The 25,527-nt window shown below is 38.5% G+C and carries 22 protein-coding genes; 11 read left to right on the top strand and 11 right to left on the bottom strand.

Annotated elements, in window-relative coordinates; all coding sequences use genetic code 11:
• Positions 1–68: 68 nt before the first annotated feature.
• Entirely contained in the window at positions 69–698 is a 630-nt protein-coding gene (locus KMW37_RS16225; RefSeq protein ID WP_215225706.1) for an HPP family protein, read from the bottom strand.
• Between the two features lie 305 nt (positions 699–1,003).
• On the opposite strand from KMW37_RS16225, the gene KMW37_RS16220 reads away from it, so the two are divergent.
• The 4 genes from KMW37_RS16220 to KMW37_RS16205 are packed head-to-tail and all read left to right on the top strand — an operon-like array spanning position 1,004 to position 3,564.
• On the top strand, positions 1,004–1,270 hold the full coding sequence (locus tag KMW37_RS16220) for a hypothetical protein (protein WP_215225705.1): 267 nt from the start codon (positions 1,004–1,006) through the stop codon (positions 1,268–1,270).
• A gap of 19 nt (positions 1,271–1,289) precedes the next feature.
• Positions 1,290–1,643 carry a hypothetical protein gene (locus KMW37_RS16215; protein ID WP_215225704.1) on the top strand — a complete coding sequence of 118 codons (354 nt, stop codon included), beginning with the start codon at positions 1,290–1,292 and terminating at the stop codon, positions 1,641–1,643.
• On the top strand, positions 1,643–1,876 hold the full coding sequence (locus tag KMW37_RS16210) for a hypothetical protein (protein WP_215225703.1): 234 nt from the start codon (positions 1,643–1,645) through the stop codon (positions 1,874–1,876). Before KMW37_RS16215 ends, KMW37_RS16210 begins: the two co-directional genes overlap by 1 nt.
• Complete coding sequence (locus tag KMW37_RS16205; RefSeq protein ID WP_215225702.1) at positions 1,855–3,564, top strand: peptidoglycan-binding domain-containing protein; 1,710 nt, start codon at positions 1,855–1,857, stop codon at positions 3,562–3,564. The genes KMW37_RS16210 and KMW37_RS16205 overlap by 22 nt, the downstream gene beginning before the upstream one ends.
• Positions 3,565–3,846: 282 nt before the next feature.
• Here the strand turns inward: KMW37_RS16205 and mnmE are convergent, their stop codons facing one another.
• From mnmE to mnmA, 6 genes are all read right to left on the bottom strand, one after another.
• Positions 3,847–5,229 (bottom strand): tRNA uridine-5-carboxymethylaminomethyl(34) synthesis GTPase MnmE, encoded by a 1,383-nt coding sequence (gene mnmE / locus KMW37_RS16200; protein WP_215225701.1) that lies wholly within the window; start codon positions 5,227–5,229, stop codon positions 3,847–3,849.
• A 31-nt stretch (positions 5,230–5,260) separates the two neighbouring features.
• Positions 5,261–5,713, bottom strand: a complete 453-nt coding sequence (locus tag KMW37_RS16195; protein ID WP_215225700.1) for a thioredoxin family protein — start codon at positions 5,711–5,713, stop codon at positions 5,261–5,263.
• Positions 5,714–5,989: 276 nt separating this feature from the next.
• Entirely contained in the window at positions 5,990–6,295 is a 306-nt protein-coding gene (locus KMW37_RS16190) for a cold-shock protein (RefSeq protein ID WP_246581534.1), read from the bottom strand.
• A gap of 278 nt (positions 6,296–6,573) precedes the next feature.
• Positions 6,574–9,240, bottom strand: coding sequence for an ATP-dependent helicase HrpB (gene hrpB / locus KMW37_RS16185; protein ID WP_215225699.1), 2,667 nt, complete (start codon positions 9,238–9,240; stop codon positions 6,574–6,576).
• Positions 9,188–9,706: a DUF2911 domain-containing protein gene (locus KMW37_RS16180; protein ID WP_215225698.1), complete on the bottom strand. Its 519-nt coding sequence runs from the start codon at positions 9,704–9,706 to the stop codon at positions 9,188–9,190. Before KMW37_RS16180 ends, hrpB begins: the two co-directional genes overlap by 53 nt.
• A 252-nt stretch (positions 9,707–9,958) precedes the next feature.
• Positions 9,959–11,170, bottom strand: coding sequence for a tRNA 2-thiouridine(34) synthase MnmA (gene mnmA, locus KMW37_RS16175; RefSeq protein WP_215225697.1), 1,212 nt, complete (start codon positions 11,168–11,170; stop codon positions 9,959–9,961).
• A gap of 422 nt (positions 11,171–11,592) precedes the next feature.
• On the opposite strand from mnmA, the gene KMW37_RS16170 reads away from it, so the two are divergent.
• Both KMW37_RS16170 and KMW37_RS16165 read left to right on the top strand, forming a co-directional pair.
• On the top strand, positions 11,593–12,009 hold the full coding sequence (locus KMW37_RS16170; protein ID WP_215225696.1) for a hypothetical protein: 417 nt from the start codon (positions 11,593–11,595) through the stop codon (positions 12,007–12,009).
• Between the two features lie 364 nt (positions 12,010–12,373).
• Entirely contained in the window at positions 12,374–13,552 is a 1,179-nt protein-coding gene (locus KMW37_RS16165; protein ID WP_215225695.1) for a THUMP domain-containing class I SAM-dependent RNA methyltransferase, read from the top strand.
• Between the two features lie 254 nt (positions 13,553–13,806).
• Here KMW37_RS16165 and KMW37_RS16160 read toward each other — a convergent pair whose 3' ends face one another.
• The 4 genes from KMW37_RS16160 to KMW37_RS16145 all read right to left on the bottom strand — a co-directional run bounded on the left by KMW37_RS16160 (position 13,807) and on the right by KMW37_RS16145 (position 19,453).
• Positions 13,807–14,976, bottom strand: coding sequence for a C40 family peptidase (locus KMW37_RS16160; protein WP_215225694.1), 1,170 nt, complete (start codon positions 14,974–14,976; stop codon positions 13,807–13,809).
• A gap of 70 nt (positions 14,977–15,046) precedes the next feature.
• Entirely contained in the window at positions 15,047–16,348 is a 1,302-nt protein-coding gene (locus KMW37_RS16155) for an amidohydrolase family protein (RefSeq protein ID WP_215225693.1), read from the bottom strand.
• A gap of 37 nt (positions 16,349–16,385) precedes the next feature.
• Positions 16,386–17,765: an amidohydrolase family protein gene (locus KMW37_RS16150; RefSeq protein ID WP_215225692.1), complete on the bottom strand. Its 1,380-nt coding sequence runs from the start codon at positions 17,763–17,765 to the stop codon at positions 16,386–16,388.
• Positions 17,766–17,776: 11 nt separating this feature from the next.
• Positions 17,777–19,453, bottom strand: coding sequence for an amidohydrolase family protein (locus KMW37_RS16145; protein WP_246581533.1), 1,677 nt, complete (start codon positions 19,451–19,453; stop codon positions 17,777–17,779).
• A gap of 243 nt (positions 19,454–19,696) precedes the next feature.
• Between KMW37_RS16145 and KMW37_RS16140 the strand changes: the two genes are divergently transcribed.
• From KMW37_RS16140 to KMW37_RS16120, 5 genes are read left to right on the top strand one after another with little or no spacing between them, the layout of a single operon-like run.
• A complete protein-coding gene (locus KMW37_RS16140; protein WP_215225691.1) occupies positions 19,697–20,056 on the top strand; it encodes a response regulator transcription factor in 360 nt (119 codons plus the stop codon).
• A 17-nt stretch (positions 20,057–20,073) separates the two neighbouring features.
• Positions 20,074–21,633 carry a hypothetical protein gene (locus KMW37_RS16135; RefSeq protein WP_215225690.1) on the top strand — a complete coding sequence of 520 codons (1,560 nt, stop codon included), beginning with the start codon at positions 20,074–20,076 and terminating at the stop codon, positions 21,631–21,633.
• Positions 21,626–23,080 carry a glycosyltransferase family 2 protein gene (locus KMW37_RS16130; protein ID WP_215225689.1) on the top strand — a complete coding sequence of 485 codons (1,455 nt, stop codon included), beginning with the start codon at positions 21,626–21,628 and terminating at the stop codon, positions 23,078–23,080. The genes KMW37_RS16135 and KMW37_RS16130 overlap by 8 nt, the downstream gene beginning before the upstream one ends.
• Complete coding sequence (locus tag KMW37_RS16125) at positions 23,070–24,299, top strand: YaiO family outer membrane beta-barrel protein (RefSeq protein ID WP_215225688.1); 1,230 nt, start codon at positions 23,070–23,072, stop codon at positions 24,297–24,299. The genes KMW37_RS16130 and KMW37_RS16125 overlap by 11 nt, the downstream gene beginning before the upstream one ends.
• Positions 24,299–25,489, top strand: a complete 1,191-nt coding sequence (locus tag KMW37_RS16120; protein ID WP_215225687.1) for a hypothetical protein — start codon at positions 24,299–24,301, stop codon at positions 25,487–25,489. Before KMW37_RS16125 ends, KMW37_RS16120 begins: the two co-directional genes overlap by 1 nt.
• Positions 25,490–25,527 lie beyond the last annotated feature (38 nt).

Raw genomic sequence — 25,527 nt, 5'->3', positions numbered from 1 at the left:
GCTGTCACTTTATCAAGTTTGGCAGCTTCCTACTCATTTTAATAATATCATTTTCTATAAAATCTCCATTAACTCTTTATTCCAAGACATCTTTTAAAATTCATGATATACTTTTCCCTTCGACTTTGGTATTTCTTGGGATGCATATTATAGGGATAATGTCTGTTTTTGGGAAAATTGTTAACCAGTAAGGCAATGACCAATAGGATTATTGCACCTGATAAAACCGGACTGAGCACATAAAAATAACCCAAGGATTGAATCTTTTCAGAACCTATCACAGCTATCAAGGCAGAAGCACCGCCAGGGGGATGCAGAGCCTTTAACATCTGCATGGCAACTATGGACGTGGCTACTGCCAAAGCACAAGTCAGCCAAAATACCTCAAAATAGCCAACGGTTTTCACCATCGTCACCCCTATAAAGGCACTTATCCCATGCCCGACAATCAAGTTTCTAGGCTGTGCCAGTGGACTATTGGTAGCTCCATATACCAGTACAGCTGTTGCCCCAAAAGAACCAATCAGGAAAACATTTTCCAGGGCAGAAAAATCATGATAATAAGATTGCACAAAACCTACTGCTCCAATTCCCAAAACAGCCCCAATAAAAGTCCAAATATGGTCAATGGGATCAAGAATCGTCTGTTTATAAACAATGTACTTAGCCTTTCTATAGCCCTTTTGAATACGCTCCAAAACAAATAATTTATACCTGAAATAATCTGGTGCAAATTTAAAAACAATTCTTCCCTTAAAAAACCAAAGTCAAAGACTAAATCAAGAAAGTTTCCTTATTGGACACCCTAAAAACTATGGAATAAAAATAGAAATCATGGGCTGACAGCTGAGTCTTAAAATAAGACTTACTAATAATTCATAAGTGTTTAATTTCTATAATCAATTTTGTAAATTATTGGAATACAATTCTTTTATAGCAATATTAATAGAAGAATATTTTATTACTGTGAGTTTTTTGCTTTAGCCAACTAAAAACAATCAAGATGAATTTTTTTGAGAAAATTAAAAATAAACTTGAGGACAGCATAAAGGATAAGTCAAGCATAGAACATGCCCTTATTCAAAGAAATAATGGTAAAGATGAGCTTTTGATTTACCGGAAACAGGGATTGGACGGTGACTGTGTCAATTACCAAAGTTCTGAAAAAATTGCCACCGAATTAATAAAAGCATTTAATGAATCCTTTCAAGCATCAGTGATTTCCAGAAATGCAATCATTAGGGCTGCCATAGAGATATTCAAAAATTAACCACTAAAAGCAAATCAAGATGAACGAAAACTTAAGCAAGTTACAGGAAGCAATCAAAAAGGGGATAGAAGACCTTGGCACTCTTGAAGTTGCCACTTTTACAGGTTCGGAAATTGACCTTAATACTGCTGAAGAAAATGGGGAATATAATTCCAACAAATTATTTGAAACCATAAGAAAAGGACTTCCAACAGCCACATTGGTGGGCTATTCCCGCTTTGAAGTGGAAGGAGACACCATCAATTATCTCAATAGTGATCTGGGCGCAGGAAAGAAATATTTAACAGACGGTCATAATACCTTAGTTGAAGGTGCCCAGAGAACCAGAAAAGACTTTTTTGAATTTGTGCTCAAAACCATAAAGGATATTTAATGAAAATCTTTATTTATTCTTTTCGACCAAGTGTTCAACTCCCTGTATTAATATCAAAATTCAGAATATGGTGGAAAAAAGAATTAAATGAAAATCCTGAAGCAGTAGCAACTGAAGAACATGAAGTCATTGACCATACAAGTTTAGATTCAACAGATGCACAAGTAAACGAACTTCTGTTGATCTGGACTGATTTAAAAAAATCCCACGCTTGGCTAATGGAAAGAATATGAGCGAAACTGATGTATTAGAACTCATTCCCGAAACCGAAAGGCCTACATTTGCCAGAGCTTTGATCAAGCAGGATAGATTGGATGCTATACAATTGCTCAGCGACCTCAAATACCTTCCCAAAAGGGCCTTTGAAGATGGTATCATAACGAATGAAGAGCTTAAATTAGCCATTGCACAATTTAGAGAGGAATGTGATCAAGCCTTAACAGGAAAGGATAATTGCTCCAATTTTCAACAGCTCTGGGACGAATCCTTGCTTAACAGCGCCATTTATGAAGAAGGAAAATTGTCCCAAGAAGAAATTCTGCTTCTGAAAGACCTTACTGCCCTAGAAGGAGAATTTGTTTTTAATCAATCTCCAGGATCGGTTAATATTGCCTATAGGGTAGCCATTTATAGATTTCGAATTTACAGTCTCATTAACCCACATTTAAGACCTAGTCAAAGTCTTTTCGAGGCACATATTAATACGTTTCGGCAAGTACTCCAGCAATATAAATTTGAAGGTGACTTGCATGAATTCCTCAATATACTGGGAGATCAGTTATTGATGAGTGACTTTTGCAAAAACTCCAGTTTCAGTACAGAAGGCTTTATTGGCCCCATCTTTTTTTTCAGTGTCAAACACAAAAATGCCAGACGGTTCAATGGACTAACAGGGGACAGGGTCCGGCTTACCAAGCCAAAGGATTTTATAGACGGAATTAAAGAACGCAAACTTCAGTCAAGCTTAAGGAAAGTCTTATCAAAAAAGCCCAAGACACAAATTGATAATTATATCCTAAGTGATGAAAATAAGTTTATGCTCAGAGTTGTTCAGGTCAAACTCTGGGTGCTCGGACTTTATCAGGGTAAACTGGATCATGAATTCGGCCCTGACACTTTGGATGCCTTAAAACAATTCTTGGAAATGATATTTGAGGATAGTCAAAAAGGGGAGGAGGATTTGAAAAACATTCTTTTCATCATTAATAAAGACCAGTGCCTTATTAACTTCCAATACTTGCTGGAAAACCATATTATTCCCCTTGAAACACAGGACGAAGAAGAAAATCCCTATGAAGATTATTACCAATTATTGGAAGGCGATTACATCGACAATAAAAACCTAAAAATCCGTAATGCAGCAATAAAATTGGACAGGGAGCTCCAATCCAACTTAATTGATCATTCCCAAAAGCTGATCACATTAAAAAATCCCCTAAGGGTCTATAAGGGCAAGCGAGGATTCAAAAAATTAATTTCCAAATTAACCCGGACCATAAAAAAAGTTGCTGGCAAACTTTTGGGATTGATCAGGGCATTGATAAAGCTATTGTCAAAGACCATAAAATTCATTTTCGATGAGATCAAAGAAGCCTTGCTTACCTTTAAAAGAGGAATGTCCTTCCTTTTTGGAAGAAGAAAGGTCTCCACTCAACAGCATATCATTACCGATTATGATTTTGACTTCGATGGACACACCCTCCTGAAATCAGATGTTTCCTCCATGCCCCTCGGCCAACATCTCAAAGAACTCGATCTACGCTCAGGAGCCCTTTATCCCAGTATTCGATTTGTAGTAGAAGTAATAAGATGGGGGATACAATTTGCCACTGGATTGGCCTGGTACAAGATTCTCCTCAAAATGGCCCGGCTATTAAAAGACCTACTCTTAAAAAGTAAGCTAAGAAAAGAACTGATATAAAGATTTTCTGATTATCCGCTATGATGCCAGTAACCATAAATCCTTTGCTCAAGTGGTCCGAAGACTGAAGTAATTGATACTTTCATCAAAAGGATCGTTTCGATTCCCTTTTAACATTTACTGGTGCAATTGCGGATATACATAAAAGATTAAATGAGGCCAGCTGTACCAAGTCTATGGTGTCTCAGAAAAGTAAATATATTTGAGGCCTATTGATTCTTTGAAAAAATAAAGGCCGAATTTCAAATCCGGCCTAGCATTATATCTCTTTCTTTAACGGAATTACTTTCCGATACAAAACTTACTAAAAATATTAGCCAGCAAATCATCTGTAGTGATCTCACCGGTAATCTCTCCTAGGAAATGTAAGGAGCGACGGATATCCATGGCCATAAAGTCATTGGTGATTTCATTGTCTATACCATTCAAGACATCCAATAAAGATTCACGGGTCTTCACCAGGGAATCATAATGACGAATATTGGTTACCACGGTATTACCAGTTTTGAATTTGTCCAAATTCACCAATTCTAAGATCTTATCCCTTAGTTCATCGAGATGCTCTTTCTTACCTGCAGAGATAAAAATCACATCTGGATATTTATCCTTTAACTCTTTGACAAACTGATTATTGGACTTATCTATCTTATTCGCTACTTTAACAAATGGCACACCCAAATTTTCCAGTTTATTCACATCCCTGTTGATCTCCACCATATCGGTATCGGATAGATCAAATAGGTAAAGGATCAATGAAGCAGTCTTCATTTTTTCCTGTGTCCTGGATACCCCAATCGCCTCAATAGTATCTGTAGTTTCTCTTAATCCAGCGGTGTCTATAAAGCGGAAGATCACCCCGCCTATATTGATTTCATCTTCGATAAAATCACGGGTTGTTCCGGCAATATCAGAAACAATGGCTTTTTCCTCATTCAATAGTGCATTGAGTAGTGTAGACTTCCCTGCATTGGGTTTGCCAGCAATCACTGTAGGCACCCCGTTTTTGATCACATTCCCAAGGTCAAAGCTGGAAATCAAATGCTCTACCACCCTCAACAGCTTTTCTACCAAATGCTGCAAGTCCTGACGACTGGCAAATTCCACATCTTCTTCAGAAAAATCCAACTCCAGCTCAATCATGGAAGCAAAATGGATCAGCTTATCCCTTAACTCCTTTATCTCGCCACTAAATCCACCACGCATTTGGTGCAGTGCAGCCTGATGGGAAGCTTCGGAATCTGAATGGATCAAATCGGCAACAGCTTCTGCCTGGGCCAAGTCAAACTGTCCATTCAAAAAGGCCCTTTGCGTAAATTCGCCTGGCTTAGCAGGTCTAGCGCCCTTTTTAATAAATAGCTTGATTACCTGATTGATAATATAAGAAGAGCCGTGGGTGGAAATTTCCACCACATTTTCCTTGGTAAATGACTTAGGCGCCACAAAGAGCGAAACTAAGACCTCATCAATGATCTTCTCTCCATCTCTGATCGTACCGTAATGAATGGTGTGGGAATCCTGTTTTCCTAGGTCTTTCCCTGCAAATACCTCATTGGTAAGTTTGATGGCATCCTTTCCGGACAACCTGATTACAGCTATGGCCCCAACTCCCTGCGGAGTGGCCAAAGCAATAATGGTATCTTCTTTTTCGCTGATTGAAAAAGCCATAAAAGCTGTTGATTAAATATTAACCGATTGATTAATTGGAAAAACGCTGTATGGTAGCATCAAGATCTTTTAGAAATACATCTGCTGTCCTATAACCAGGCAACTGGGTAATGTTTTCCATGGCTGCATCAATAATCACAAAATTAGGGTAGGAGCTTACACGCATGGACCTGGCCATACTTTCCTCTGTGTATTCATTACCTCTGAACTGGAAAGTTTTCTTATTATTTTCCGCATCCAATTTCACAGCATAAAAGTTCGCATTGATATATTCGATTACCTTGGCATCGGTAAAAGTTTCCTTGTCCATTTTTTTGCACCATCCACACCAGTCAGTATAAACGTCCACGATAAGCATTTTTGAATCTTCTTGATTAAGGGCTGTAGCCTCTTCAAAACTGTACCATTTGATTTCGGCTTTGTCTTGTGCGTAAAGACCAGTAGCACAAAAGATTAATACAAGGATTGCTAATACGTTTTTCATCTTATTCATAATTATTAGCTAAAACTAAGCATTTTCATTCTTAGTTCCTTACATCCAGTATTTGGCTGCGTCTAAATTTAAGTAAAATTTTGAAATATTAGTTTTAAGTATTAAGACAAAAGCTCTTTAATCGCATATACCCAACAGCCTAATTATCATTAAATCAAATAAAGAAAAAAATCCATACATATTCCTCCTAAACTTAGAATAGCTAAAGCTTCTGCCTATAAAAAACCAAAGCCATTACATGGATCAGGTAATGGCTTATCTTAATAATTATTTATTTCTGTCATCAGAATCAGGTCTTCTGCGGTCAGGATTATATGGCCTTCTGCCTTGTTGGCCTTCTGGTCTTCTCCTTTCATCCGAACCTGGCTTCTTTTTATCATCTTTTTCAGTAGGCGGCTCAGGTGGTGTGTCCGAAATATTCCCAAATTCGTCCACATAAGCAATCATATCCTCCAGTTTTCCACTGGTTTCCTGCTGCTTTCTTTCCAAGCGGTTCTCAAATTTTTCCTTTTTCTTCTTTGCTTTTCTGTCTGCCTTCTGCTTTTTGATAAAGCTATTATTCGATCTTGCCATATATTTTGTTTGGTTCTCAAATACAAGCCACCTAGCTTTAGTTAAAAACTTCAACAAAATAATTTTTAGTAGATGTCTTAATGCACTAGCATTCAACTAGAAATGAAATTTGGAAATAGCCTTTAAGGAAAACTTAGGAAAGTATGCTTGCTTATAATTAACCAAAGGTCAACAAAAAAGCGCAGGATAGCTAATTGTAAGCCCTTTATTTTATTTATCTACGCATTATATGAAAGTAAAGAGGCCTTATACATTTCTAGGAACAAGGCCTTAATAAATCACTTCCTTTTCACTCCCCTTACAGCTTCAGCATCCAATGGATCATCTGGCCAGTAATGCTTTGGATAACGTCTTTTCATTTCTTTTTTTACTTCGAAATAGGTGTTTTCCCAAAAACTCCTAAGATCAGAAGTCACCTGCACAGGTTTAAATCCTGGAGAAAGCAAGTGCATCAAAACCCCCACCTTTCCACCATTTAAATTTGGAGTATCCATTAGACCAAAGACCTCTTGGAGCCTGACAGCCAAAATAGGACTTTCACCATCTTTTTGATAGCTAATCTTAATTTTTGAGCCACTTGGAACTACTAACTTTTCTGGTGCCAAATGCTCAAGTAACTGCTGCTTTTCAAAGGACATATTGTGCTGTAGAATATCCTTAAGGTTTAGTCTTTTAAGTTCTTCTGCGCTGTCTACATCAATGAGATAGGGCATCAACCATTCTGGATCTTTAAGCAGGTTCTTGGTACTAACATCAGGCCAATCTTCCTCTGGATTCCAAATTCTTAAACTGTTAACCCTATTCTGCCATTCTTGAACCTTATCATCAAAATTCAATAATCGCTCTCCTTCATCTTGTATCGCTTTATAAAGTGCTTCACTTTGCTGTTCAGGATCAATGTCCTCCAAAGGTCTAGACTGTAACACAATATGGCCAATACGCCATTGCTTTTCTGCTATCAGCTCACCTTTCCTACTATCCCAGGCCACAACTTCTTTTTCCTTGACCATATAAGCAAGGTCTTTGGGATTCAGTGGCGCAGCCATAAAAATCTTGCCCATACCATCCCTGGCATCCACATGGGCAATACTCAGCCATGCTTCATGCGCCAGCTCATCCTTATGGTGCATCATGGCCAGTTTACCATTCGTCATTTTAAACTGGGCATTATTCCCCGGCCTAGCATGGGCAATACGCTCTGGATAGGCATAGGTAAGGATAAGACCTGATTCAAAAGGATCAAAAGGACCATTATCTTCAGCCAGATCAAATAATCTCCTATAATTGGCTGCTACTTTTTCTATTCGGTCAAACCCACGGCCTTGTTTATTGACAGACCTATGTCTGCGCAATTTCTCAAGCCTAAGGTTAAGATCAGTTCCCGCTTCCTTGGGTAGGGGATCCTTTTCTTCCAAAACAGCCGCAATATCAGTAGCCAAGGCCAAATTATCCTCTTTCTTGGCCATCAACAGCATATGGGCCAATCTAGGATGACAGGGGAGTTCCCGCAACTGCTCACCATGCTTGGTTAGTTTATTATCGTCTATGGCGCCAAGCTGTTCCAAAAGCTCCTGCGCCTGTGACAATGCTCCAGCGGGAGGAGGGGTCAACCAAGTCATATTGGGAATATCCTTGATGCCCCATTGAACCAAATCAAGACAAAGTGAAGCCAAGTCTGCCTCCATGATTTCAGGAGTCCTAAATGCAGCCAATCGATCATCTGTCGCCTTGGTCCAAAGTCTGTAACAGGTTCCCGGTGCCAACCTACCGGCACGACCGGCCCTTTGGGCAGCCGAATCCTTAGATATCTTTATGGTTTCCAACCTTGACAAACCTGATTTAGGATCGAATTTAGAAGTTCTGCCAAAACCGGAATCAACTACAACCGTGATCCCCTCAATAGTCAAGCTGGTTTCAGCTATAGAAGTGGCCAATACCACCTTTCGCTTACCTGCGGGATGGGGCAAAATAGCCTGTTGCTGCTTCTGGGGTGATAGTTGCCCATATAAGGGACAAATAGCCAAATCAGGCAAAAGGCGCTTAAGCTTTTCTTCTGTCAGTTTGATCTCTCTTTGGCCAGGTAAAAAGGCCAAAATATCCCCCTCTTTTTCTAGGGAGGCTTTGATTATAGTTTGGCTCATAATATCCGGCAGTGTCCACTCATCTGCATCCTGAGTATGGATTATTTCAACTGGATACTGCTTACCCAAGCTTTCGGCAATTGGCGCTTGTAGCAAGTCAGATAACTGCGGCATATCCAAGGTAGCCGACATGACCATAATCCTAAGATCTGGCCTTAAGACTTGTTGCACTTCCCTGCAAAGTGCCATGGCAACATCTGCATGAATATTCCTTTCGTGAAATTCGTCAAAAATCACCAAGCCTACATTTTCCAAGGCATTGTCATGATGGATCATCCTGGTCATGATCCCCTCAGTGAGCACTTCTACCTGTGTTTGGTCGGTAGCTTTACTCTCGAATCGTATCCTATAACCCACACTTTGACCCACTTTTTCACCCAAAAGACCTGCCATGCGCATAGCAATGGACTTGGCCGCCAACCTTCTAGGTTCCAACATGAGGATTTTCTTTCCCTTTAGCCATTCTTCCTCCATCACGGCCAAAGGCACCAAGGTACTTTTACCCGCACCGGGAGGGGCATGAAGGATCAAAGATGAATTTTCAGCTAGTTGTTTTTTGACCTGCGGGATGATGTCAACGACAGGGAGATTTATTTTTAAGGGATCAAATGCCAAGGCTATACTATTTTTTGATCCAAAGGTAAGGGGACTAAGAATGGAATTCAAGACAAAATAGTCCTTATAAAAAGTAAAACCGCCCTTAATTACTAAGGACGGTTTATTAACAAATGGGTCTTTATCTGAATTAGGGTTATTGAATATTAACTTTTCCTTTTCCGTATTCCCATCTAACTTCAAAACCATCTTCAACTACTTCATATACCAACCTTTCCTCCATGGTAGAAGTCTGCTCAGAAGGAATATTTACCCTTAAAACATCCTTCGACTCATCATAATCATAATGTCCCCACTGTTTGGCTACTGAGTTGAAAATAAATACGGACTCTTCTTCTCCAGGGATAATAAAGAAGCTATATTTTCCAGCAGGCAAAGTTTTGCCTTCTACCTTAATATCCTTACTGGTTTCAAAGGTGGTGGCATCATTGGCCCCAGCTCTCCAAACTTTTCCAAACGGAACCAGATCACCCCAAATCACTCTACCCTTAACTCCGGGACTGTGATAATTAATGGTTATATCTGCTCCATTAATTTTTCCTTTGGCAGTGGCTGGAGGACTTGGCTTCTGGGCTTCTTGGGCATAAAGGCTGATACAAAGTAAAAAGCTTAAAATGGTAAAAATACTAAGCTTGCTGATCATACTTGTTTTCATAAATTTATTTTGGTTTTATGTTTGTCTCAATATAGGTAAAATCAAGGAAAAAATTTGCTATCAAATCATAAATTGAAATTGTTTAAAGACATAAAAAATGGAATTTCCATCATACTCTTCCTGGTTCTTAGTTTTAACCAATAAGGAATTAAGAGTCATGAAGGTTTGGTATGTTCTTTTGTGCAACATTTTAACTTCATGCCCTTAGCCCCTGCATGTTTCCTGCTTTTTCATCTTGTGGGAGATAAAATTTTATGCAATTACCCCAGATCCAATACTTTCATCACCATCATACCAAGCTACAAATTGCCCAGAAGCAATTCCCTTTTGGGCCTGATCAAAAAGAACATAAAGGCCATTTTCCTTCATGATCAAAGTGGCCATACTTAGGGGTTGCCTGTACCTGATCCTAGCAAGATATCGCTTACTTTCTCCTGGGCTTAATCTCAAATCTTCCCGTATCCAGTGAACATCTTCATTGGGCACAAATAAACCATTCCGCAATAATCCAGGGTGTTCTTCTCCCAACCCTGTATAAATAATGTTCTCCTTTGTATCCGTCTGGATAACAAATAGAGGCTTGCCTGTTCCTCCTACATTTAATCCCTTACGTTGCCCAACAGTAAAATAATGGGCGCCATTATGCTCAGCTACCTTCTTGCCCTGATCAGCTGTGTATTGTAAAGGCAAGCAAATTTGATCAAAGGTCTCCTGCTCCACATCCTCAAGTGCCACGCCAACGGGGATTTGTTGTTGCTTATAAACAGCAAGGTCATCTGGAACAATCAAAATATCCCCTTTCTTGGGTTTTAATTGCTGCTGTAAAAACTCAGGCAACCTGACTTTTCCTATAAAACAAAGCCCTTGGCTATCCTTTTTATCTGCTGTGACCAACTCCTGCTCCTTGGCAATCTTTCTTACTTCCGATTTTTGCAAATGTCCTATAGGGAAGAGTGCCTTGGAAAGTTGCTCCTGATTTAGCTGACAAAGGAAATAACTCTGGTCCTTATTGTTATCAGCACCTGCCAAAAGCTGGTAAACTGTTTCCCCATTTACTTCAATTTGCCCCTTTTGGCAATAATGCCCAGTGGCCACAAAATCCGCCTTTAATTTTTCAGCAGCTTTTAAGAAAATATCAAACTTGATTTCCCTATTGCAAAGTACATCTGGATTGGGAGTCCTACCTGCCTTGTATTCAGAAAACATATAATCTACTATACGCTCCCTGTACTCTTCGCTGAGGTCAATGGCCTGAAAGGGGATGCCCAGTTTTTCTGCCACCAACATGGCATCGGTGCTGTCCTCCATCCAAGGACATTCATTGGAAATGGTAACGGATTCATCGTGCCAGTTTTTCATAAACATACCGATGACTTCATAACCTGCTTGTTGTAATAAATAGGCGGTAACAGAGCTGTCCACTCCACCAGAAAGGCCTACTACAACCCTTTTTTTATTATTCATGACTTTTACATTTCCATGGGGTCAAGGCCCATGAGATGAAAATTAATAATTTACCAATTGCCCTTATCGGCAATTAAATCAAATAGATTAACCAAATAAATAGCTATTAGTTCCATTGTGGTGATACAAAGATAAGGAATTATAAAAGACCAATTGAACTAATAGCTAATGGAAAAAACAAATCAAAAATAAGCTGCACAGCTATTCTAATGATCCAAAAACGACATTTGCCTTTATCATTATTTCCAAGCGAATTTATATCCCAATATTTTGAAACATCACTAAGATTCAACTGTTTATAATATACAGTAGCGTCTGAATTACGTATAATATAAAGCGAACCTAAGACAATACAATGTCTATTTTTGACTTTTGGTCAAATCAAGAAAGATAAATAAACCTAAAATTTTAAACCATACAACATGTTACGACAGATAAGAGAAGCCATCAAAACAATCAAGGAACACAAAGAAAACTTCATATACCTTGATGATAAGGGAAAACTGATAGACCTGGATACTGCTGCTCAAAAAGGTATCAACGTAAAACCCATAAAAGTCAAAACCAAAGCAGTGGAAAAGCTCAAAGACAAAGGTCTGGACTTAAGCAGGGAAGAAGTCCGAAAAGACCTACAGGAATTACTAGACCTTCTCAATGACAATGGCAACCATATACCTGAATCCATTCCTTCAAAAATTTATGATAAGGAAGAAATCATGGATAAATGGATGGACTACGCCATGATAGATGAAAATGCCAATGCTGAGGAATTTGCAGAAGAACACCATATAGGCTACAGTACTTTGACCAAATGGATCAATGAGGTAAAGCCTAAATAATGTCCCATATAATGATCACAAGAATGTTTCTCATAAGCCAAACAGACTTTCATCCTGACAACAGAGCCTGTCCCTATTACTTTCGGGAAAGGATCTCTTTCGGTAATAATATATTATCAATACAATGGCGTAAAAGAGACTCTTCGCTATGCTCTGAGTGACAATATTTTCTAATCAAAAGAGTTTCGTTTAAAATATTGTATGCTGTTAATAAGAATTATTGGATCAGGCTATCTAGATGATATCAACAAAAAATTCAACAAAGTGATTCCTCATAGGTTGATATGACAAATTTTGAGACTACTACTTCCTTTTAGCTGGCAAGCCAATTCATAAGTCACTTAAATAACGTACTTTTGCAGGCATGAATAATTTTGATCATAAAGGTAAGGTGGTAGTCACCTGTAAAGATCGCTTTGCGCCTTATCTAGAGCAGGAGCTAAAAGACTTGGGTTTTAAGCCTAAAAATGTGAGCAGGACCAGCGTAGAGCTTTACGCCAGCCTAAATGAGTGTATCTTTTTGAATATGCACCTTAGAGTAGCCAGCCATGTATTATTTGAAATAAAATCTTTTTACCTGCATCACGCCAAAGATATTTATAGAAGGATAAAAGCCTTGCCTTGGGAAAACTATATTGATAACAACACCTACTTTTCCGTGGTATCCCATGTAGAAAATGAAAGTGTTAACAATGCTCTTTTCGTCAACGTAAAAATCAAAGATGCCATAGTTGACCGGTTTAGGGAAAACACGGGCATTAGGCCTGATACTGGTTCTGAATTTGAAGGTGCTGTAATCCAACTGTTTTGGAAGGATACTCAAGCTTCTTTGTTTATTAATACTTCTGGAGAGACACTTTCCAAAAGGGGGTATAGAAAAATCCCAGGTAAAGCTCCAATGGCCGAAAATTTGGCTGCAAGTACGATTTTGGCGAGTGATTGGGACAGAAAAGGTCCTTTTGTGAATCCTATGTGTGGTTCTGGAACATTGGCCATTGAAGCTGCATTGATGGCTACAAATAGATATCCAGGGCTTTTCAGGGACCATTATGCCTTTATGCATATAAAAGGATATCAGGATGAAGTATATCAGCAATTGAAATATGAGTTGGAGGAAAAAATCAATGATAATATCAGTACAAAAATCATTGCCTCGGATTTAAGCGAAAGGGCCATATATGCTTCTGAAGAAAACGCCAAAACTGCCCAGGTTTTTGACCATATACAATTTGAGGTAGGGGACTTTGCAGAAACAACCATTCCAGAAAGTGACCATGGTGTGGTTTTCTTTAACCCTGAATACGGCGAAAGGTTGGGAGAGGAAGATGAACTGATAGCTATTTATAAGCGAATGGGAGACTTCATGAAGCAGGAATGCTCAGGCTATACAGGTTATATTTTTACTGGAAACATGAATTTGGGCAAAAGAGTAGGATTGAAGCCAAGTAGAAAAATTGAATTCTTTAATGGTACCATTGATTGCCGCTTACTAAAATATGAACTGTACCAAGGAAGTAAAAAAGGGAAGTACCAGAAGGATTAGCATGACTCGTATACATTCCAGTTTTTAAAAACTTGAACAGCGACCTTCATCTGTATACATCTATGGTTCAAATTAGTAATATGATGTGAGAATATAAAAAAGCCCTTTTCCATGATTATGGAAAAGGGCTAAAAATTATCTGAATAGAACACCCAGATAAGATAAGCAACATTTTTCTGTTTCTGACTTAATGTACGAGAACTAATTTCATGTACCTGTACAACGCTGATCTTTAACTACTTATTGCATAACTTTTAATTTATCACCCTATCAACAGCAATAATATTTTCACTTGGTACCTGTCTTATCCTTTTTGTTCTAAGGTATCTTCCTAACTCATATTCATCATAATTTGGGCTTTGCGGATCAAAGCTGCTTATTCTCACCCTTCCTCTTGAATGGATAAAGGAATTATCTCCAATCCACATACCTACATGTATGATTCTCTCCGGACTATCTTCGGTAGCTTTTCTACCAAAGAACAGTAAATCTCCAACTCTTAAATTGTCCCAGTTCTTATCGGTATCTACCAATTCTCCTTCATGAACTTGTTGAGAGGCATCACGGGGAATCACTTGGCCATTTAAGAAATAAATCGTTTTGGTAAAACCACTACAATCAACTCCTTTGATAGAGGTACCTCCCCATAGATAAGGAACCCCCATCATATTTTTAGCAGTACTGATCAAATTTTCATCACTTAATTCCCTACTTCTTAACCAGCCTTCAAAGGACTCAGATTTCTGTTTATTGACATATCCCGTTCTTCCATCAGGAAGAGTCACTTGATAATGATTCTGTGAATTTGAAATCACTTCCAAAACATTCCCTGCTGTCAGATCACTGACCATAATTTTTTCAGATTCATCTTCAAAGACATATCCCAACAAGCCAGTGAATATAACTTTTTCTGCATCTTCCCAAGCCTGAAACTCCATATCATTCATCAATGCAATACCTGCGGCATCTACCCATGAAATATACTTATCAGGAGTTTGGACCAAATACCATGAACCTTCTTTCTTAAGAACTCCTAGTGGAGTGCCCATGGTCGCTTGAGTGGCCAATTCAGCTGAATGTTTCGGAGCACTTCTAATATTGGCAACCGAAATGGTCACAACACCATGAGTTTTTCCCTCCAAGGCAGCATCAGGCAGCAAATTTACCTCCTTAATATATTCAAGCCCCATACTATCCAGTTTGGATTCAAGTGTTTCCAAGGCTTTTGGCAAGTTTGTCTCCCCCTTCAGTGTATCTCCTTCAAAGGATAGATTAAACAATGCTACTCGTTTATCCGGAGCAAATTCAGCTTTAACCTGATCAATAATCGGGGATAAATCCTTACTTTTTTTTGGCTGACAAGACCACAATAAAAGCAAGGCAACAAGGCAAGAAAATATATTTTTTCTCTTTAAGTAATTCATATACGGTATATGCTTGATTCCAATTATTAAATAAAACAAAACCCCGGAAAGTTCACCGGGGTTTTGCTAATTATTTTTCCAATCCAGGATTTCTTTCCAAAAACTCCTGATACAATCTAATATGCCTGCTGGTCATAGGGATCATATAACCATCGATAAATACATGTATAATTTGTGTCTTGGTTTCAAAAGGATCCCCATCTGCAATAAACAAAGTAGCATTTTTACCTACTTCAATGGAGCCCAATTTATCCTCTACACCAAAAATTTCAGCGGGCACTATCGTGACAGCTTTAAGGGCTTCCTCTTTGCCCATGCCATAGGCAGCTGCAAATCCTGCATTGAATGGTAAGTTTCTCACATTTTCAGCTTCATTCGTTCTTAGGGCTACCTTTACCCCGGCTTTTTTCATCTTACCAGCATTGGAATAGGCCGCATCATAACGATCAGAGTCTCTGCCTGGAATGGCCAAGACAGGCCCTGTGATAACCGGCAATCCGGCTTCAGCTATTTCCTCAGCCACTCTGTAGCCTTCCGAAACACCAGTTAGGAGAGCCTTTTTAACTTCCTTTTCCTTAATCCACTTAATAGCACTTTTGATATCTTCAGCCTTGTTTACCTCAACCATTAGGGACAAATCTCCTCTTACAACCTTTGCCAACTGTTCCATCTCTGGATAATAGGTAAGTTCTGCATCTGCATCTTCCAGCTTCATATAAGTGCTAGCCCTATCCCAAATATCATTGATATCTTTCATGGCCTTCTCGGCATCCTTCTCAATATCCTCATCGCTTCTCTTATCCCAACGACCTCTACGAGCTAGGCTAGGGAAATTCATAGGAACACCTTTGAAGCCAGCGAACATTTGGTCAGGTGTATAGCCATTGAGATTGATCAGGGCTGAAGTACCTGGAAAAAGCCCACCTGCGGGCACAGATAGGGTAGTGGTGACCCCGGAAACTCGAGTTACAGGAATCACTACTGAATTTGGATTAATAGCCGTCAAAGCCTGCATATTAGGCGTGACATTTCCTGTTTCTGCATAATCTTGGGTTTCAGCCAAAGAACCTACTTCTACCAATCCCATTCTCGTTCCGGAATCAATCATTCCAGGATAAATAAATTGTCCCTGGCAATCCACAATAGTGGCTTCAGAAGCACTTAGGTTTTTACCAACCTCCTGAATTTTACCATCCTGAATCAGTACATCAGTAGCCTCAAGAATACCATTGGTAACAGTCACCACAGTAGCTCCTTTGAGTAAATAGGCACCTCCTTTAGGCTTTAACACTTCCCCTTCAATCTGCCCATAAGACAGTATCGGAAGCAATAGTAAAAGGACTATATATATAATTAAATTAATTTTTCTCATTTTACAGTTATTCATTTGTTTATCAATGAATTATAAATCAATGCGTATGCGTAAAATTCGCTGTTTCTCCAGTAAATAATTCTACACCATGCATACATCTTTCATCCTCTGCTTGAAGATAAACTGGCTCCACCATTTGAGTAGGGCTCACCTTTAACCTTTGGTCATCTTCATCTTCATTGATATCAAAATATTTTACTCCATCCACAAAGGTCATTTGAGGAATAGCATATACAGAAAGAGGGTGATTGTCAAATATGACCAGGTCGGCTTGTTTTCCTTCCTCTATAGATCCAACAAATTTATCTATACCCAATTGTTTGGCGGGGTTGATGGTAATCAAAGATAATGCCTGCTCATCAGTCAAGCCACCGTATCTTTGGGTCTTCGCTGCTTCATGGTAAAGGTGACGGATTAGTTCATCAGAATCTGAATTGATAGAGGTAATCACATCATTTTCCATTAGGATAGCAGCATTATAGGCGGTTGAGTAATACACCTCAAACTTATAAGCCCACCAATCACTGAAAACCGATGCCCCCATGGTATACTTTGCCAGTTCAGGAGCCACTTTAAATCCTTCATTCACGTGGGTAAACACTAATTTATCCACTCCAAAGTCCCTACAAACATTGATAAGCATATAAATTTCATCAGCCCTGTAAGAGTGACAGTGAATAATGATTTCACCATCAAGGATATCAGCAAGTGTCTCCAATTTTAAATTATAGACAGGGGGAGTGATGGTATTGTTCTTTTTATCCTTGGATGCATTATAGGCTTCCCATTGTTTTTTGTACTGAATGGCCTCGGCAAATCCATTTCTGATAACTGCTTCCACACCCATCCTCGTTCTAGGTTGTAGATTCTTCCCTCTACCGTGGACTCTGGTTGGGTTTTCCCCTAAAGCAAACTTGATGGTTCTAGGCGCTTCCTTCATGATGATGTCCTCAGGATCATGAGAACCATATCTGTATTTCATGGTAATACTTTGGCCTCCAATGGCATTGGCAGATCCATGCAGTCCATGAGCAATGGTAGTTCCCCCAGCCAGTGCACGATAGATTCCAACATCATAAGGGTTGACCACATCGGCCATACTTACTTGAGCCGTAATTGGTGCTGTGGCTTCATTAACCACATCTAATGCCAAATGGGAATGGGCATCTATGATGCCTGGCATTAAAAATTTCCCAGTAGCATCTATACTTTCTACATTCCTAGGAGCGGAAAGACCTTGACCTATTTTCTTAATCAATCCGTCTTGAACCAATACATCTGTTCCCTCTAATGTTCCTTGGGTGACAGTAAGTACCGTGGCGTTTTTAATCAATACACTGCCTTTAGGAGTTTGGGCGGCGAGCCCATTCGCGACTAAAAGCAATACACATAAGAGTATATAATTAAATTTCATCATTGATATCATCATTATAATTTAAATTCTGGCACCTTAGTGGCTTTTAGGGAATATTTACCCATATCCTTGATGCTTAAAGTACCTTCGAATTTATTATCCATTACTATTCCTTTGGCATGAACAATCAGTTTGTTCCCTTGTGCCATTACAGAAAAATTAAAAGAAAGTTCTTTTCCATCATAATTGATATCCTTTAGTTTTCGGGTAATTTGCCCACCTCCATCAGGATCATCTACTACAATTTCTCCTTGCAGTTCCCCAGAGCTAACTTCATATTTCACAGTTCCTTTTGAAGTCCCCCCAGGAGTTTCTGATTCATAATTCCAGTTACCTACCAATTCTTTGGCCTTGCTCATGTCCACATTGGATTTTCCACCCTCATACTCAAACAAATAACCATCCGCAAAAACATATTTTATTTTAACCATTTCATCGGTCAACTTATCAGTGGTAATCACCAAATTGGCCAAGTTGCCTTCAGCAATACTTCCCGTAAACTGGCTGATGCCCAATATTTCAGCAGCATTAACAGTTAGGGCAGCTAAAGCAGCTTCTTCACTTAAGCCATTTTCGACCATCAGCCTAAGGTGCTTCATAAACTCACCAGATTTGGCATCTAGTGTACTAAAAGCAAATGGAATACCCGCCTTTTCAAAATTAGCAGCCTGCATCAACGCATTATTATATGCTTCCACAACTCTTTGTTGTGCCTTTTTTGCTTCTTCTGTGGCATCTTCTAATTCGGCTTGCGAGGCTTTGGGATCAGGAAGATCCAAGGATAGAATTACAGAGGCTCCAGCGGCTTTTATATCATCTGCTAGACTACTTCCATCTTCTATCCCTGCCAATACCAGCTTAAACCCTAGCTCATTTTGCAATTTTAAGGCCCTTCTGATTTCCAATTCATCCTTGGTTTTGAAAATAACCGGAATCTCTTGGTTGATCACAGGGTAAAAAGCTTCCAAACTTAGATCATTTTGAGGTCTTGCCAGCCCATTTCCTTGAGATGCAAACATCTTGGAATGTTGCTGTTTAAGCTCTGCATTCTTATATAATTCCCTCCATTTGGCCATCAATCCTAATGTAGTACCAGGATACACACCCCTTGCGGTTTTGAACTGGGCATATAATCCTGATGCTGTAGACAAATAGTTGGAAGATTTTTCATCACCAAATACCACCAAAGCAGTCTTTCCTGGAAGCATCAAACCTTTCGGCGCAACCTGGGAAATGCTAAATCCATTTTTTCTCCAATCTTCCACTCCATTATCCCCAATTTCCCAATATTGTAATACCTCAAGCTCAGGCGTAATACCGGCTACATCATTCGGTGGATTCGAAGGATCCATACCTTCAGGTTTCTTAACCTCATCTGGTGCTGAAACACCCTGCTCTCCTAATGCATCGATAAATCCAGGGTAAATAATTAGTGAATCTCCAGGAATAATTTGTGCATCCACAGGCACTTGGGCATTCGATGATATGCTTTCAAAAAGTCCATCCTTGATGATAACAGTTCCATTATTGATGGTTTTTCCAGGAGATGTGATAATCGTAGCATTGGTTATGGCATAGGTTCCCGTGACCCGTTTTTTTCCAGTATAATCACTCTGGGAATAAACAGCTTGTCCAAACAGTAAACATAACCACACCATTAAAAGCTTTAAGGTGTTTTGTCTTTTAATCATAAAATTATGGGTAGATAAAATATTAAATCAAGCCATAAACTAACAAAAGATTTATTTTTTGACATAGCATAATTTTCTTATCGGTAAAAAAATATTGTTAAATGCGTAATTATGTATTTGAAAAATGGTTTTTACCGTTCGAAAATAAACAGTCCAAAATCAATGTTATACGAATGGTATTTGTAGATAGAATTATAAATAAAAGTGTATATTTTTACCTATTAAAAGACGAAAAGTTCAGCCATGAAAGATATATTAGTTATTGAAGATGACCTCTTAATTTTGAAAATGGTGGAATTTAGGCTCAAAAAAGAGGGGCATAAAGTGATTTTGGCTGAGGACGGAAATGAAGGGGTTAAAGCCTTGGAAGAAAACACTCCTGATCTAATCATCACCGATATTATGGTCCCATTTAAGAGCGGGATTGAAATCATAGAATTTGCCAGAGCAAAATATCCAGAATGCCCTATTATTGTACTTAGCGCCTTAGGTGAAGAAGAGGGAACAGTTATGGAAGCCTTTAACTTGGGGGTTTCAGATTTTGTACCAAAGCCTTTCAACCCTAATGAGCTTGCTATTAGGGTGAAGAGACTGATTAATTGAACCGGTAATACATTATTGTGATCAAACTTTCCTTTAGTTTTCTTTTTGCAGCAATACTGTCATTAAAAGTCTGTACCGTTACGGCTTTTCAAGTGAGCGATTCAGTGGCTACCATTTCATTTTTAAATGGAGTAGATAAGGTAGAGTCCATGTACTTTAAACTGAAGATCAAAGATGATCAAGTAAGCCCAAACATAAGCCCCCAATCCGCACAGCTAAAGCAAATCTTAAGCAAGGTATATTATGATTTTGAAAGGGCTACTTTCACTAGAGATTCCTTAATCAATGCTGGTATAAGCAACACAGACATACAGTATTACATTTTTGATGATGTCAAGGAATTTAAAGAAGTCATTGACTACATCTCTATAGTTAAGAAAAATGAACTTTATATTCCTAAAACAGAAAAGGCTCAAACGAATGAGGAACTGATTATTGCTGCAAGTAGGATTCCTTTTAAGCCTTTTTATAAGTTAAAATACAGAATCTTCAATGATGCTAAGTTCATTATTCTACTTGGGATTTTAGGGCTGTTCCTTATTACTTTTCTGGTATTATTATTTTTTCTTACCATTGTCAGATCAAAAAATGCCAAGCAGAAAAAACTGATCAAAGAATATAAGCTCCTTTGCCAAGCGCCTATTTCCAGTTTATTGTTTGAGTACAGTTATACGGAAATTGAGTCTATGACTTTTGATCGATTATCCGATGAGTTTGGTAAAACCAATTTTAGTAAAGCACTATTTAAGGATACACTGATCAAGGAAATTGTAAATGTCAATAAAAATCTCAAAGGTGAGTTTAAAGACAAGCTGAGAGCCATTTATACTATACTTGAATTAGATAAGTTTTCACTGAGCAAACTAAAAAGCAGAAACTGGGACGAGCAAAGTTCTGGAATTGTTGAGCTATTTGAAATGAATATTGGATATACGGTAGATGAAATAGAAAAATTAATCTACAGTAAAAACTTTATTGTTAGGACCAATGCTGTGAGGGCTGTTTTGCATCTATCTATAGATAAAAACCTAAAATTTCTCGCACAACAAAAATACCCGCTTTCAAAATGGGAGCAAATGTCCATTTACAGGGTACTAAAGAATATTCCAAAAACAGAAAAAGTGGGAGTTGCCATTCTATTGGATTCAGAAAACCATTCCGTGCGACTATTTGGAATCAGGTTGGTCAGGTTTCTTGGAAAAATTGAATTAATAGAAAAGCTATCTAGTATGTATGATAGTGTCACCTACTATGAACAGCAGGAAATCTTAAAATCATTTAAGGCATTAACAGCTTTTGGGGAGCTGGAATTAATCCATAAGGTACTGATGGGAAAGGATAATCCTCTTTCAATTTTGGCAGCTAATTTATTGGCGGACATTGGAAATGAAGATTCTATCGAATTCCTCTGTAAAAAAGTCAAAGAGACAAAAAATTTCAAATTGCAAAAATGCATCCTTACCAGCTTACATGCATTGGATGAACAAAGATTTGAATTAGAAGTCCAGAACCTCAACCAAGAGCATATTTACCTAATCAAAAATCACATAAAAGACAGTTTGCTGAGCTATGTATAGTTTACTTTTCGATTTGGTAACCCAAATAATGGGCATGTTTTTCCTGTTTTATGGATTTGCGGTGATCATCATCTATATGATCATCACCCTACTTTCTGGCTTAGAACTGAGAGAGCAAATCAAGAAAAACAAGTTTGTGGACTACAAAGATGTAATCACGACACCTGTAGGACCCAGTGTTTCCATACTGGCACCTGCCTATAACGAGGGTAAAACCATCGTTCAAAATGTCAGGAGCTTACTTTCTTTACATTATAGTAGATATGAGGTAATCATTATCAATGATGGCAGCAAAGATGAGTCCATAGACTTATTGATAAAGAATTTTGACTTAAGAAAAACAGAGTTTGCATTTGAACAGGTAATAGACACTGCCAAGGTAAAAGCCGTTTACAAATCCAACAACCCATCTTTCAGCAAGTTAATCGTAGTGGATAAAGAAAATGGAGGCAAAGCTGATGCGCTAAATGCTGGCATAAATATTAGCGGACAGGAACTGATAGCCTGTATAGATGTGGATTGTATTTTGGCTCCAGACAGCATTGTTAGAATGTTAAGACCTTTCTTGGAAGAAACCAATAAGAAGGTTATAGCAGTAGGAGGAGGGATTGGTATTGCCAACAACTGTGATATTAAGGATGGGACAGTTGTAAAATACAGGGTTCCTGACAGTCTATTGGGAAGATTTCAAGTAATTGAATATTTCCGTTCATTCCTTTTGGGACGTTTGGCATGGTCAAGAATGAATGGACTTTTACTTATTTCAGGAGCTTTTGGATTCTTTGATAAAGAATTGGTACTAAAAGTCGGAGGATATTTTCCAAAGACGGTTGGAGAGGATATGGAATTGGTGGTAAGGATGAGACGCTATATGGAAGAACAAAAACTTCCTTACAAAGTGGCTTTTGTTTCTGATCCGCTTTGTTGGACTGAGGTTCCTGAAACGGAAGAAGTACTTTCAAAACAAAGGAATAGATGGATGCGTGGGACAATTGAAACACTACAGCTTCACAGAACCATGCAACTAAATCCCAAATATGGATTCCTAGGGATGATCTCTTTTCCTTTTTGGTCATTATTTGAAAAAAATGCACCAATAATAGAACTCCTCGGTGCCATCTATACCATCATTTTGATCGTCATGGGAGATTTTAGTGCTCTTTACTTTTTAAGCCTTTTTGTGCTGATTTATTTCTTTGCTGTAATGCTATCTTCTTTCAGTATTCTATTCGAAGAGCTGGCCTTTGATAATTATCAGGAAAAAGGCGACCTGAAAAAGCTGATCACAACAGTTATAAAGGAGCCTCTTTTCATACATCCCAAAATCATGAGCTGGTGTATGAAAGGCCACTGGCAATTTATCAAAGGCATTGGAGGCTGGGGGGAAATGGTACGTGTTGGATTTAATAACAAATTGAAATCAAGTACAGAGAATAATGGCAAATAAAACTATATATATCTTATTAATATTAGGTCTATTGGTAATTCCTGCAATGGCCCAAGAAGGCTTTGATCCAGATAAAAAGTTTTTCGAGGCAAGAGACATGGCCATTAATGGAGATAGAGCAGAAGCTATAAAATTGGCCAATAAAATCATAGAAAAATACCCTGGTTATTCGGATGTTTGGATCCTATTGGGGAGAATGTACAGTTGGGATGGGAAAAATGATTCCGCATCGATTTATTTTGAAAAAGCCATTGAAATCAGCCCTGATTATGAAGATGCTTATATAGGATACCTTGACAATCTATTCTGGGCAGACCAACTTGATTCTGCGGGACAGGTACTGGAAAGGGCTGAAACGCAATTTGGTCAAGGCTCTTCAGCCCTACAATACAGAAAGTCAAAGTACGCTTATTATAGGGAAGATTATAAACAAGCCATTCAAATCGCTGAGAAACTATATGAGAACAATGCCAGTATAGATGGTTTGCTTTCTTATATCCAACGCATCAAGCGATTAACCATAAAAAGTGCTGTGGGTGTAACTGCAGACCATGATTCCTTTCAAGGGCAATTGACGCCTTGGCAAACCTACTCCTTATACGCTAGGACTAGGGTAGGGTTCCTCGGGAATGTTATTGGTCGAGCAACCCATTCACATCGCTTTGACAGTTATGGTACCCAATATGAAATTGATGCTTACCCAAGTTTAGGGAAAAATTCTTACGCCTATGTCAATGTGGGAGCTTCTAATGCTTCTTTTTTTCCCAATTATAGATTTGGAACTTCCATATATTGGAGTCTACCAAAAGCTTATGAATTTGATATTGGGTACAGGCATCTTCGATTTAGTGAAACTACCCATATCTTTACAGCCTCTGTTGGAAAATACACTGGTAATTGGTGGTTAAACTTAAGAGCTAACCATGTGCCTTCCGAAGAAGGAGGCTCGATAAGTGGAAATGTTCAAGCCAGGTACTACTTCAAAGGGTCAGAGGATTACTTTGTAGCTCAAATAAGTACTGGGGTTTCCCCTGATGAGGAAGACAGGGACCTTCAGTCTCAATTATTGAATTCTTACAGGGCTAGGGTAGGCTACCAGCAACTTTGGAGTCCAAGATGGCTAGGTTATGCCTTTGTGGGCTACTCATATGATGAACTAAGCCCAGACAACTATCGACCAAATCTAAATATTTCAATAGGAACTGAATTCAGATTTTAATGTCCTCTAACCAAGCTGCATACAGGTTTTCAAGATCAAAAATTGGACTTACCTTCATCATAGTCCTGATCATTCTTATTCCAGCTGTCGTTATTCCCGGTTTAAGTCACTTGGCGTGGAAATTCTCGACACCCAAGAATATCAATGTAGTTATCATGGATAAAACTGTATCAGATCAGGAAAGATTGGAGCACAGGTCTTTATTTTGGGCTATGAAGCATCTCAATATTCGAAGGGAAGATGGCCAGTTTTACCAATTTGATAAAGATTACCTTGGGTTTTATCCCCAAGAAAATGGCAAGCACAAAATAAAAAGCTTGCAACAGTACAGCCCAAAAGCCTTGGATTCTTTGACACAGACAATGGACATTCTTTATTTTGCTGATACTTATGGGGTTTATGAAGCTGATTTTAGGAAAAACAATAAAAATGTCTATTCGGAAAAAATTTATGGTGGACTGAGTCAAAATGACATTGACTTCCTTTCAAAATCCATCGAACAAGAAAAACTAGTAATAGCTGAGTTTAATACCATGGGTGCTCCCACAAGCCCAGAACTTAGATTAGAGTTTGAAGAAATCATGAAGATCAAATGGTCAGGATGGATAAGCCGCTATTTTGATGAGTTGGATACCCTGATCAATAATGAAATACCAAATTGGCTGATCGAAAATTACAAACAGCAACATCAAGGACAATGGTTGTTTAAAGGTGCCGCTCAAGTTTTCGTGAATGAAACCGGTAGGATTGAAATTCTGGAACACAAAAAGGATATGGTCCAACAGGTTCCCTTGATCGTCTCTACCTTAAAAAGCCAACAAAAGTATGATTTGCCCCAAGAAACCAATTATCCTTATTGGTTTGAAATTATTAGAATTGACAAAAATTATGAGGTAATCTCCTATTTTGACCTTACACCAACGGAGAGTGGTCTGGAAAAGCTTCGATCCATGGGCTTGCCTAGATATTTTCCAGCAAGCATGATCAGAAAAAATGGTAAAGGAAATATCTTTTACTTCACGGGGGACTTCTCAGATAATCCCATATCCATGAGCTCTACACCATTTTTGGGCGTTGCGAGGCTACAAAAGCTGGTTAATGACAAAACAGATTACTCTAACCGAAATTCCTTTTATTGGAATTATTTCTACCCATTAATAGAGAATATATTGGAAGACTATCAAAAATAATTTCATCATTATTTTTGATAGTCTTCCAAGTAGCTTTT

It is taken from the genome of Echinicola shivajiensis (assembly GCF_018642165.1).
Classification (GTDB): domain Bacteria; phylum Bacteroidota; class Bacteroidia; order Cytophagales; family Cyclobacteriaceae; genus Echinicola; species Echinicola shivajiensis.
Note: the sequence above shows the minus strand (reverse complement) of the source record. Positions and strands in the feature narration are given on the sequence as shown.

Excerpts from the sequence above, each read along its gene's own strand:
- KMW37_RS16125 (WP_215225688.1), top strand. The coding sequence starts at position 23,070 with ATGGCAAATAAAACTATATATATCTTATTAATATTAGGTCTATTGGTA.
- KMW37_RS16215 (WP_215225704.1), top strand. The coding sequence starts at position 1,290 with ATGAACGAAAACTTAAGCAAGTTACAGGAAGCAATCAAAAAGGGGATA.
- KMW37_RS16190 (WP_246581534.1), bottom strand. The coding sequence starts at position 6,295 with ATGGCAAGATCGAATAATAGCTTTATCAAAAAGCAGAAGGCAGACAGA.
- KMW37_RS16210 (WP_215225703.1), top strand. The coding sequence starts at position 1,643 with ATGAAAATCTTTATTTATTCTTTTCGACCAAGTGTTCAACTCCCTGTA.
- KMW37_RS16220 (WP_215225705.1), top strand. The coding sequence starts at position 1,004 with ATGAATTTTTTTGAGAAAATTAAAAATAAACTTGAGGACAGCATAAAG.
- KMW37_RS16130 (WP_215225689.1), top strand. The coding sequence starts at position 21,626 with ATGTATAGTTTACTTTTCGATTTGGTAACCCAAATAATGGGCATGTTT.
- hrpB (WP_215225699.1), bottom strand. The coding sequence starts at position 9,240 with ATGGTTTTGAAGTTAGATGGGAATACGGAAAAGGAAAAGTTAATATTC.
- KMW37_RS16195 (WP_215225700.1), bottom strand. The coding sequence starts at position 5,713 with ATGAAAAACGTATTAGCAATCCTTGTATTAATCTTTTGTGCTACTGGT.
- KMW37_RS16165 (WP_215225695.1), top strand. The coding sequence starts at position 12,374 with ATGAATAATTTTGATCATAAAGGTAAGGTGGTAGTCACCTGTAAAGAT.
- KMW37_RS16150 (WP_215225692.1), bottom strand. The coding sequence starts at position 17,765 with ATGATGAAATTTAATTATATACTCTTATGTGTATTGCTTTTAGTCGCG.
- mnmE (WP_215225701.1), bottom strand. The coding sequence starts at position 5,229 with ATGGCTTTTTCAATCAGCGAAAAAGAAGATACCATTATTGCTTTGGCC.
- KMW37_RS16120 (WP_215225687.1), top strand. The coding sequence starts at position 24,299 with ATGTCCTCTAACCAAGCTGCATACAGGTTTTCAAGATCAAAAATTGGA.
- KMW37_RS16155 (WP_215225693.1), bottom strand. The coding sequence starts at position 16,348 with ATGAGAAAAATTAATTTAATTATATATATAGTCCTTTTACTATTGCTT.
- KMW37_RS16170 (WP_215225696.1), top strand. The coding sequence starts at position 11,593 with ATGTTACGACAGATAAGAGAAGCCATCAAAACAATCAAGGAACACAAA.
- KMW37_RS16180 (WP_215225698.1), bottom strand. The coding sequence starts at position 9,706 with ATGAAAACAAGTATGATCAGCAAGCTTAGTATTTTTACCATTTTAAGC.
- KMW37_RS16160 (WP_215225694.1), bottom strand. The coding sequence starts at position 14,976 with ATGAATTACTTAAAGAGAAAAAATATATTTTCTTGCCTTGTTGCCTTG.
- mnmA (WP_215225697.1), bottom strand. The coding sequence starts at position 11,170 with ATGAATAATAAAAAAAGGGTTGTAGTAGGCCTTTCTGGTGGAGTGGAC.
- KMW37_RS16140 (WP_215225691.1), top strand. The coding sequence starts at position 19,697 with ATGAAAGATATATTAGTTATTGAAGATGACCTCTTAATTTTGAAAATG.
- KMW37_RS16145 (WP_246581533.1), bottom strand. The coding sequence starts at position 19,453 with ATGATTAAAAGACAAAACACCTTAAAGCTTTTAATGGTGTGGTTATGT.